Source organism: Desulfitobacterium sp., assembly GCF_982384815.1.
On sequence record NZ_CEVWNY010000107.1, the window covers coordinates 1 to 10647 of the forward strand.

The 10647-nt window shown below is 44.9% G+C and carries 6 protein-coding genes; 3 read left to right on the top strand and 3 right to left on the bottom strand.

Annotated features, from left to right (window positions below):
- Positions 1-183 precede the first annotated feature (183 nt).
- On the bottom strand, positions 184-2244 hold the full coding sequence (locus AC1U9U_RS13345; RefSeq protein WP_479961043.1) for a cell wall-binding repeat-containing protein: 2061 nt from the start codon (positions 2242-2244) through the stop codon (positions 184-186).
- Positions 2245-2651: 407 nt separating this feature from the next.
- Between AC1U9U_RS13345 and AC1U9U_RS13350 the strand changes: the two genes are divergently transcribed.
- Both AC1U9U_RS13350 and AC1U9U_RS13355 read left to right on the top strand, forming a co-directional pair.
- Complete coding sequence (locus AC1U9U_RS13350) at positions 2652-4289, top strand: N-acetylmuramoyl-L-alanine amidase (RefSeq protein ID WP_479961044.1); 1638 nt, start codon at positions 2652-2654, stop codon at positions 4287-4289.
- A 491-nt stretch (positions 4290-4780) separates the two neighbouring features.
- Complete coding sequence (locus AC1U9U_RS13355) at positions 4781-8134, top strand: cell wall-binding repeat-containing protein (RefSeq protein ID WP_479961045.1); 3354 nt, start codon at positions 4781-4783, stop codon at positions 8132-8134.
- Between the two features lie 208 nt (positions 8135-8342).
- Here AC1U9U_RS13355 and AC1U9U_RS13360 read toward each other — a convergent pair whose 3' ends face one another.
- Complete coding sequence (locus AC1U9U_RS13360) at positions 8343-8669, bottom strand: transposase domain-containing protein (RefSeq protein ID WP_479961048.1); 327 nt, start codon at positions 8667-8669, stop codon at positions 8343-8345.
- An 88-nt stretch (positions 8670-8757) separates the two neighbouring features.
- Here AC1U9U_RS13360 and AC1U9U_RS13365 point away from each other — a divergent pair, with 88 nt between their 5' ends.
- Positions 8758-9102 carry a hypothetical protein gene (locus AC1U9U_RS13365; RefSeq protein WP_479961046.1) on the top strand — a complete coding sequence of 115 codons (345 nt, stop codon included), beginning with the start codon at positions 8758-8760 and terminating at the stop codon, positions 9100-9102.
- A 75-nt stretch (positions 9103-9177) separates the two neighbouring features.
- Here the strand turns inward: AC1U9U_RS13365 and AC1U9U_RS13370 are convergent.
- Positions 9178-10647, bottom strand: a 1470-nt coding sequence (locus tag AC1U9U_RS13370) for an IS1634 family transposase (RefSeq protein ID WP_479961047.1), incomplete at its 5' end; no start/stop codon positions are given.

Genomic DNA, 10647 nt, shown 5'->3' on the forward strand with positions numbered 1-10647 from the left:
GTAAAAGTTCTTGAAGCTATTAAACAAATACCTGGTGAAGTATCCTTTTTAAGAGTATTGTTTGATTCATTGCCTCCTAAGCAGAAAAAGGCAATTGAATTAGTCTGTGACGAACAGAAAATTGAATTAATCTAAAAACAGATTGGCCGTTGTTTTCTGCCAATCTGTTTTTTGTTCTCGCCTCTACCGCAGATGCTGATTGAGCAGGGGATACAGTCCTTCCGCAGTACCTTCATCCACCCAGCCCATAGCCCAGGGGCCAACTCCGGCCAGGCCAAACTCATTGATCAACGCAAGCTTAGCATTCCAGCTGGTAAGATCATCGAAGAATACCGTATGCTCGACACCTTTTTCATCTTTGTACTTAAAGGTCGGGGTACCAACAGAATCAGAAGCATCGTATTTGGCGTAGGTGATGCTTGCTCCGTAAGTGTTGGCAATCTCGATCGCCTTGGAATAACCAAAGGCAGTGGAATTATAGGTAGGATTACCTTTATCATCCTTGCCGGCAACCACCCAATCCCGACCGTAGTAAGGGATTCCCATTAAGACCTTGCTCATATCCACGCCTTGGCCCTTAATATAGGTAAGAACCTGTTTGATCCAGGGGTAGGGGGCGATAGCTCCGGGAGCAGAGGTCCGATAGGCATGATCATAGGTCATCACATGCATATAATCCACATATTGAGAAAGAGCTTTATAATCATAGACGTCCAACCAATACTGGGTAGCCGACATCCGGGGCATCACTGCCATAACCACAATCTTATTCATGGGTTTTAACCGGGAACATAGGGATTCCATAAAAGCAGTTAAGTCATTTCTTACCCCATCATAAGGATCGTCCACTTTTCCATAATCCAGAGGAGTTTCAAAGTCAATAACCACACCGTCGCTATTAGTATCCTTGAGCAATTTTACAATATCATCGATTAACTTTTCCCGAGCGGAAGTGCTTTTCAGAAGAGTGTTTAAGGTTGCCCCGCTGCCATTGATCAGGGGCAGCACCTTCATACCCAGGCCGTGAGCCATATTGGTCAGTTGCTTATAATTGCTGGACCCTTCATCCCAGACCAGCTTCAGGGTCCCATCAGTACCGATTGAGCCCCGCCAGTTGGGGGAGACAAAGTCCACATAATCAGTAGCTTTATTAGGTATCAGAGAGAGTTCCCGAAGATAAGTCTCATAGCTGGCATACCCATCCCAATACTGTAGGGAGATCTTTGGATTCACTTTACCGGTGCGAATAATGCTTTCCATACCGTAGCTGATTACTCCCCAGCCACCTAATAAGGTAAAGCCAGAACCCTCGTCACGGCGAGTACCTAGATAACCCATGCCCTCAGAGCCGATTGTTTTTTGGGGAACCAGGACAATGGGGTTATTATCTTTGGCGGCCAAGGCTGCCCCGGCAAGAGCATCAGGGAACTTCGTTCCGGTAGCCACATAGATTGCTTCTGTATTAAAACTCAACTTATTAAGGATCTCCAGATTAGTACCATAACGATCCGTTCCGGAGAGACGATCGACAGTGTAGCCTAAGCCCTCCAGTTGGGTCTTTACTTCCGGGAAGATAACCCCTTCACCGCCGATCAGAGTCACTTCTTTGACCCCAAGGCTTTTCAGTGTTGCCAGAGTAACCTCCGGTACAGATTTCTTCTCAGTTAAAAGAAGGGGAAGACCTTGGGCGGCAGCATAAGAGGAGATGCTTAAAGCATCGGGAAAATCTGCTCCTGAGGCAAGGAAAGCTTTTTCTGTCAGAGGAACCGCTTCTTTGGCGATCTCACCGGCGGTAACATAGCGGTTCGGTCCTTCCAGACGCTTTACAGTTAAACCTTCATTAACTAAATCATTTTCTACCTGTTCCGATACGGCTCCGGGACTACCTAAAATATAGACATTGGTTGCCCCTAAGCGTTTGATTTCATCTAAAACGCCTGCCGTTAACTTAGCCGTCTCAGTTAAAAGCAGAGGACCGTTAACACTTTTCGTTAGCACCACACCGGCTAAAGCGTCGGGAAAATCATCCCCACGCGCTAAGACCACAGCGTCTGCATACTCCCAGCCCGCCTGGGAGACTTGGATCGCGGTATCATAGCGTGAGGTCCCCGCCAGACGCAAAGGCTGAGTAGCCGGGGTCTTAGCTTGAACAGATTGAGGGACTAAGGGCGCAAAAACATTACTTGTGAACAAAAGGGTGAATGCTGTCAAAACCGCTACGGCTGTACAAACTTTTTTCGTCATCTCTCTCTCCTTTAAAAAAACTAATGCACTCTTTGTTTTTAGACTTTCAAAGAGCCTAAAATCCGACACTTAACAAGTATTTCGCTATCAAGCCTCAAAACCCTTCGCTTAATTTCTGGGAATCGCCAAAGTTTATAGAAACTTAACATATATAATGAAGAAGGAAACTACCAATTCCGCTGTCTATACTCTATAGGATAAATATCATCAGACAACCGCCATCTTGTACCTACTTAATGTCATCTAAACCGTAATGCCATCCTAAGCCGTAATGTCATCCTGAACGCAGTGAAGGATCTTCCTTCATAGCAATACTCAATTCTTAGGATGATTTTCCCAGCAGGATTAGACAGAACCCTGTCGAAATCCCCAAGGATGGGCAACAAAATTTAAAAGGAGGGTTTTCTGTGTGGCCACCACGAATCAAATGGGGCGCAATCCTGACGGCAGTCCTTAGCCTTTGGCTTTGCGGACAGGCTTCCGTTGCAGCGGCTCCCCTCACAGCCGATGTCACACGCCTTTATGGAGCAACACGTATCGAGACAGCCATACGGATTTCCCAAGAGGGCTGGAGCGAAGCCCAGACGGGTTTGCTGGCCCGGGCCGACGCCTATCCCGACTCCTTGGTGTCCGTTCCCCTTTCCAAACGCTATGATGCCCCTATTTTACTCACCAGCCCAAAGGGTTTAAGTGAAGGGGTAATGGAGGAGATCAAGCGACTCAATGCCCGGCATGTTATCCTTCTTGGGGGAGCCGGAGTGATGGGAACCACTATTAGTGAAGCCTTGGAAAAGGAAGGACTTACTTGGGAGAGAATCGGCGGTGTGGATCGCTTCGAAACTGCTGCCCTGGTAGCCGAACACTTAGGGGGCAACGGCCAAGTCATCCTAACCAGCGGGGAAAACTTCCCCGATGCCTTAGCTATCGGACCCTATGCCGGATTCACTGAGACTCCCATTCTTCTTACCAAAGCCAATGAACTTCCCGAAGCAACCCGGCATAAGCTGGAAGCGTTGGGTGCCTATCAGCTTAGTTATGAGGCAGAAGCTGTGACTAAAACCATCGTCATCGGTGGCGAAGGAGCCGTTACCCCCAAAGTCTTAGAAGGTTTAACCGGAATGACCCGGATCGCCGGCAAAGACCGCTATGAAACTGCGGCCCAAGCTTTCTTTTTTACCCAAAAGGAATTAGGACAGTCAGACCTCGAATCCCAAAATCCGGACAGCCAAAAAGTTTTTCTCGTTACAGGTGAAAATTATCCTGATGCTCTGGTCACAGGAGCCTTGGCCGTTAAGCAAAATGCCTATCTATTTATGTCCGGACAAAAAGAACTTCCGGCAGTGATCTACTCGGCAATGGGCAGCGCAGCAGTCCATGATCTATATGTAGTCATGATCGGCAGTCAAGCGATTCTCTCCGACCGGGTCGAAGGGATCGTGGCAGGCACTATTCAACCCCCCTATCTTTTGGCCGGATTGACCATTGTCGTGGACCCCGGTCACGGGGGCAAGGATGTGGGAGCCAGAGGTCCCGGCGGCTCTTATGAGAAAAACTCCACCCTACCCGTAGGACAGAATCTGGCAGATCTTCTACGTCAAGCCGGAGCTAAGGTCGTCATGACCCGGACAGGGGATGCCCCGCCCACCGGAGCCAATTATACGGAGCTAAAAGATTTACAGGCTAGGGTAAAAATAGCAAATCAGATTAAAGCCGATCTATACGTCTCTATACATAACGATGCTTTTTCCAATCCCGAAGCGGGAGGTGTAACCACTTATATCTCCGCAGATAATCCCAGGGCGGGAGAGGCGAGAAAGTTGGCCACAGTCGTTCAGCAAGAAGTTATTAAGCAGGTAGAGTTGCAGGACCGCAAGGTCAAGACCGCTAACTTCTATGTGGTCAAGAACACCACCATGCCGGCCATCCTTGTGGAGCTTGGCTTCATCTCCAACCCCAAGGAAGAACAGCTCATTATCAGCCCGGAATTTCAGAAAAAAGCAGCTCTGGGGATATATCGGGGAATTCTAATTTATCAAGGTTATTAGTAAATTAATCCTCTTTTTTGGATTATTCCGCAACATTTAAGAAAAAGTTAATAAAAATTTTCGCCAAAGGTATGGAAAAAAGCTTTGTTTTTAGTTAAAATTTATGTATGCACTTGGACTATTCGAATCTCCATTATTTTCTTAGAAATTTTTTTTGGAACTAGCAGGAATATTAAACCCTGCATCGAATAGTTATTACGAGTGTAGAACCTGTTAAAGGTTCCTCAATCATTGTGTCTAAAGGGTAAGCCACCCGCGAGGCGAATGCCTTGAGGGGGGACGCCCCCGTTAAGGGGTGGGATGCCTTTAGATATTGCGCAATGTCTAAAGATTTGCGGCTTATTTAAGGGGGTGAGTGACGACCACTGATCATCACGGTGAGAAGTAGGGTACATAGTTTGCTTTCTTAATTAAGAAACACACAAAGTGCTGCCCGTGACTTCGGAAGACAAAAAAACGTTACCACAAGAATGAGAGGAGAAATTCACTACATGAAGAAGACAAAAAAGGCTTTAGCCTCCTTAGCTATCGCCGGTATGGTATTGTCCATGGCTCCCGCTGGTGTATTCGCAGCTGAAGACACCCGCCTTGCCGGATCCGACAGATACCAAACCTCGATCAAAATCGCCGAAAAAGCTTATGCATCCGCTACTACCGCTGTTATCGCAGCCGGTAACCCGGAGAACCTCGTTGATGCTCTTGCTGCAGCTCCCCTAGCAGCTCAGAAAGAAGCTCCGATCTACCTGACTGACAAAAAAGACATGAACAACGATGTTATTAAATCCCTTAAAAAATTGGGAGTTAAAGACGTTATTGTTGTTGGTGCCGCTGCCAGCCAAGCTGTTGTAGATGAGTTGAAAGCCGCCGGTTTCACTGTTGATTCCGCAAAAGGAAACAGCCGTGTTGAAACCGCTAATGCAATCAACGCTAAACTGTCTGCTCCTAAAGGAACCATCGTCGTTGGTTATAACGGCGTTCCTGACGCTATGTCCGTAGCTTCCTACGCTGCTGCTAACAACTATGCTATCGTTGTTGCAGATCGCGATGGAAGTGCAGGAGTTAGCAAAGCCGATTACGTCATCGGTGGACCTACCCTCGTTAAGGACGTTGCCGGTGCTGAGCGTATCTTTGGTGCAGACCGCTATGAAACCAACAAAAAAGTCATTGCTGAACTCGATTTCGAATTCGGTAAAGTCTATGTTGGTAACGGAGCAACTCTTGCTGATGCTCTCGTAGGTTCTGTGCTTGCCGCACAAACCAACTCCCCGATTGCTTTGACTGACGGAAAAACTGTAAAAGCTGATATTGCTTCTAATCTCGACAAAGACAGTGTTGTTGTTGCTCTTGGTGGAACTGGCGTTGTTAGTGATGCAGTAATCGATGCTGTGAAGAAGCCTTCTACTCCTGTTGGTGAGTTCAAAGTTGAGAGCATTGCTGCGTCTGCAGCTAATGCTATTAAAGTAAAATTCAGCAAGGCTCCCGCTGATACCAGCAAGATTAACTTTGAAGTAAAGCAGGGACAGTTATCTTCTGCGATGGCAGTAAACGTTACCTGGAATGAAGCTAAGACAGAAGCTACTCTGTCCAAGTCTTCCAACTTTGTATCCGGAACCTACACTGTCGGCGTTAAAGAAGACACTAAGGAGCTCGCTTCCAAAGAAATTACCTATACCGAGCAAAAGGTTGCCAAGATTGAGATCACATCTACCAAATTAGGTGTAGTAACAGACACGTCTGTTACCCCGGTGAAACAGACTGGGTACGCCACTTATAAGATTCTCGACCAGTATGGCGTAGATATCACCAATAATGCGTTGGCAAACAACGTAAACTTTAATTGCGGAGTGGCGGAGAGCATTGATGCTCGCAAAGGGTTGCTTAAGTTGGTTGCATCCCCCAATCTGAACTTGCTCAGCTTTACCAGCGGCGTTGTGATTACGGCCAATGATACTACCTCCGGAGTATCGACCACCGCTACTTTGGTAGCTAGTTCCCAGATTGGAACCTTAAGCGATATTAAGCTTAACAAGCTAGTCAGCGCTGATGGCGTTGAAAAAGAACTGGTAGCAGGTAACCTCGCTGATGTATTCTACATTGATTACACTGCAACGGATATCAGCGGTAATGCTACAGTGAATTATGACCTTGTAACTGAAGGGTTGATTACTGTCCTCAGTTCTAACCCTGATGCGCTGGAGGTAAGCGTAGTTAAGGATCCTAAGGATTCCAACAAGGCGCTGTTTGAAGTAAAACCCAAGAACTATACACTTACAGTAGACAGTCCAATAATCATCACAGCAATGACTTGGACAGGAAAGACCTCTCAGCTTAACTTGACCCTGAAGAAACAGGCTGAAGTGGCTAAGTTCAATCTGTTTGCTCCAGATGAAGCAGTAGCTTCCAACGACACAGTGACCGTTCCGTTTGTAGCCTATGACCAAAACGGTAAAGAGATCACTAAATACAATGATCTGAAGGGTTATGTAACGCTCAGCGGCGGTAACAACGCTGTGGAATTGAAGCAGAATATTGATGGTACAGCCAGAGTAGAATTTACAGCTCCTACGGTTTCTGGAAACGTCTCCGTTCCTGTTGTTCTTACGGCTACAGTGAGTAAAACGGGTCATTACAGCACAATAACGATTAATGTTCAAAAAACAGCTAAAGCTGAGACGTTGTCGTTGGATACCACTGTGCTTAAGTCTCTGATGCAAGTATCATCAGGTGCTGCAATTACAAAACAAACGATTGACTTTGGTTGGGATAATGGCGGTTTAGCAGTTAAAGACCAATATGGTCGCGACATCGACATGACCACGAAGGACGAACTGAACAACGCAAAATATCGAGTTCTAGCGGTAGCAGACGATAATACTGTTGTTGAAGTTACTAGCGGCAAAGACGTAGTAACCTCAGGGGCGACAGGTATTGAGTTAGTAGCTAAGAAAGTTGGTTCAACGACTGTACGCTTTAATTTGCAAGAGTATATTCCCGCTGTTGGAAGTACTGCCGCTTATTGGAAACCAATTGATACAGTATCCCAAAACTTGACGGTTATAAAAGATGAGGATATTAAGGGCTATACCATCGACACAGTGGCTAATGCCATCTATGCAGCTCATGGAGTACTGAATGCCCCTGCTGATCCGAACACGACGGCACCTGATGCAAGGGTAAAAGCTTTTGCAGCTGGTCCGAAGGTTTATGGAACGACAGCTACAGGCGCTAAGGTTCTTCTGAGAGGAACTCCAGTGATTGGCGCATCGCTGAGCAGTAACGCTTACTTTGCGATCTCCTCTGCCGTTCCTTCATTTGATGCACCGTTGGCTTATAATGCAGTCAAAGTTGTTGCCAAGAAGTTGCCCGATAGCTGGACAGAAGCCACCGCGAACCTTCACGTTACCGTGATGGGCACAGATGGTAAGGTGCATAGCCTGACCACAGAGCTGAAATCCTCTAAAGCTACTCCTGTAGCCAAAGACATCGGATTTGAGCCCCATACCGAATTGTCTGGTGTCACATTCAAGAATGATGTTCTTAAAGTTAAGGTAGGTCAGTTAAGCGCTGCATTTGCTAATAATACTTTGGCAAGATTCACTGCTGATGGTGTCACAGGAAATGCCGACTACGTCCACTTCTATGCCCTTGACCAATATGGCAAGAAGGGTATGAAACTTTCCCAATTCGTAGTAACAGAAAAAGACACGGCATCTACGACTTTTGCAATAGCTGGTGACGGTACTATTACTGGCTTAAATACCCTCGCAGTTGGAGATAGCTTTAAGATTAGTGCTGTATCCGGAAGCCTCGTCAAGACCATTAAGGTAGAGATCGTCGCTAACTAAGCATAACCTCAGCAAAACTCTGGTAATTCACCCTATGGGAAAAGGGAACCTCGAACGCAGCGATGCGTTCGAGGTTCTTTTTGCAATTTCTTTTCCCAGAAGAATGTCACTAAATTTCTTTTTCTGCTATAATGTAAGTGCTAAATATTAGGGTGCATAAAATAAAAAACTCGGCTACAACTGAGTAACCGAGTATTAAATAATATTATTACAACCGGCAATATTCCGGAAGATCAGGGGACCAAGGCATTAGACTCTCAAGAAGTGCCGGGTCATTTTTAAAGTCTAAGCTCGGCATCTTTTGAAAGATATGTACGAGATACATGTACGGGTTAATCCTATTGGCTTTAGCTGATTCTACAATACTATAGACAATTGCACTTGATTGAGCTCCCTTCTTCGTATCGGCAAACAGCCAGGCCTTTCTCCCATTTACAAATGGACTTAGAGAGTTCTCGGCTCGTAATCCTAAGCTGAGGATTACGAGCCTTATCCTCAGGATTAGAAAATCCTCAGGTTTTGCCGGAAGCCGTATAAAACATCAGATTAGATGCTAATTCATAAGGATTTTGTTAATAGTTACAAATACCGAAACTACCTAAATTTTGCAAGGGGGTAGTTTCATGTATCAAAGTTATGAAGAAGCTGTAAGCAAGGTAATGGAGTATCTTGCCAGCAACGATTACACGTCAACCATAGTATATTCACATAAGCGATGTTATCGGTTACTTAATGAATATTTGGAATCAAAGAAAATGACGTACTCAGGGGAATTAGCATTGCAATGGCTGGATACTGTTACTCTAGGATTGTGCCAATCTACTTTCAAGAATTACCGGATCGCTTTATCCAGGTTGAATGGCACCCTTAACCAGCATGAAATTTGTAATACAAAAAGTGCATATGAAGCCCTTCAGCATTATCAACATCTGAACCCATATTACAACCTGACTTTTGCAGTTAAATGAACTAAAATGCAGCCCTGAACCCGCATGAATGCTGGGTCTAGGGCTGCATTTCTTTGTCCTAAAATTGTAGTGAGATTAGCCTTTTTTGACCTTGCCTAAAATTTTTTTCATTTCCCCAAGAGAAATACATTTCTTTCCGAAGTCGATGTTAAACTCTGAGCCAATGTCAGCGAGTATTTCATCATAGTAATCAAATAAATAATAGTTCTTCTGGATATGGCTGCAAGAACACTTTTCTAGGCTTCCTATCATAGCGCTAACAGAGTATTTTCCCTTCATTCGATGCTCTAATACTCTTGCGATGATCAGTGCTACAAAGCAGGTTAGAAAGTGAGATTGAATATGCTCTTCCCTAGACAAATAGATTGGCCTAGTTTCAAAGTCACTCTTGGTAATCTTAAAAGACTCTTCAATTTTCCACAGCCCCCGGTAAATCTCAATAATCCTTTCAGCGGATTCCTTGTATTCACTGGTTACGATCGCATAATAGCCATCAAGTGCTTCCTCTTGTTTTAGCTTCTCCTCATTAAAACGCAGTAATTGTTTCGCATTCTCTAGAACCTCGCCTGTTTTAGGATCAAAGGATAGGTTCTTTACATACTTAGCTGCTCCCACAGAAGTCGACTGAGAGTACTTACTGGGATGCTTAATGAGATCCTTAGCCTTTGCTACAGCCCCTGCCCGATCGGCCTTAGCCTTAGCTGCGTATTTCGCGCTATAGAAAACAACCTGCTTTTCATCCACCCGAATTTTCTTTTTCTTACCACCCGTTGTAGAGACTGAGATTTCTCTAGGATAAAGCCTAGACTTAATTTTAAATTCCTCGTTCTTTGCGACGTATCCACTTTGATCGAGCACATAATCTTTAAATTCCTTATCAGCACCTCTTATAGAATAGCTAAGAACATAACCATTTTTGGCAGCAAGGGCATAGGAAATATTATCTCCAGTGGTCATGCCCTTATCGGCAACTACAATGATTCTACCCAGGGAAAATTCACGCTGAATATTTCCTAGCATTGGAATTAGTGTTTGCTTATCCAGGGTATTACCCGGAAAAAGTCCATATGTAATTGGTATCCCGTGAGTATCCATAAATAATCCCATTTGAACAATCGGATCCGACCTGTGCTCCTTGGAATGTCCTTTTCTACGCAGTTCATCTTGCTCATCAATTTCAAAGTAGTAATTGGTCACATCATAATAGACAAGTGAAGTATTGCGTTGATAGTTTTGCTTAATTCGTTCATGGATCCAAAGCTGGAGGGCATCTTTATGCTTATTAAAAAAAGAGAGGCAGCGATAAACATCATCTAAAGAAAAATTCGTTTTTTCGAAAAATCTCTCTTTGTTCTCATACGTCTTCTTTTTAGAAGCTGGATAGAGAAGGCGAGAAAAAGCAAGAAGCTTCATGATAGCGTTAGCATCGTACTCTTCCTTAGAATGGCGTTGCCTATTCGCAAGAAACGTATCAATTCCTAATTCATGATAAATCCGGCTAAGCACAGCATAACCGAAATTCTTGCGGTTTGAAGTACTGGAATC

Excerpts from the sequence above, each read along its gene's own strand:
- AC1U9U_RS13345 (WP_479961043.1), bottom strand. The coding sequence starts at position 2,244 with ATGACGAAAAAAGTTTGTACAGCCGTAGCGGTTTTGACAGCATTCACC.
- AC1U9U_RS13355 (WP_479961045.1), top strand. The coding sequence starts at position 4,781 with ATGAAGAAGACAAAAAAGGCTTTAGCCTCCTTAGCTATCGCCGGTATG.
- AC1U9U_RS13365 (WP_479961046.1), top strand. The coding sequence starts at position 8,758 with ATGTATCAAAGTTATGAAGAAGCTGTAAGCAAGGTAATGGAGTATCTT.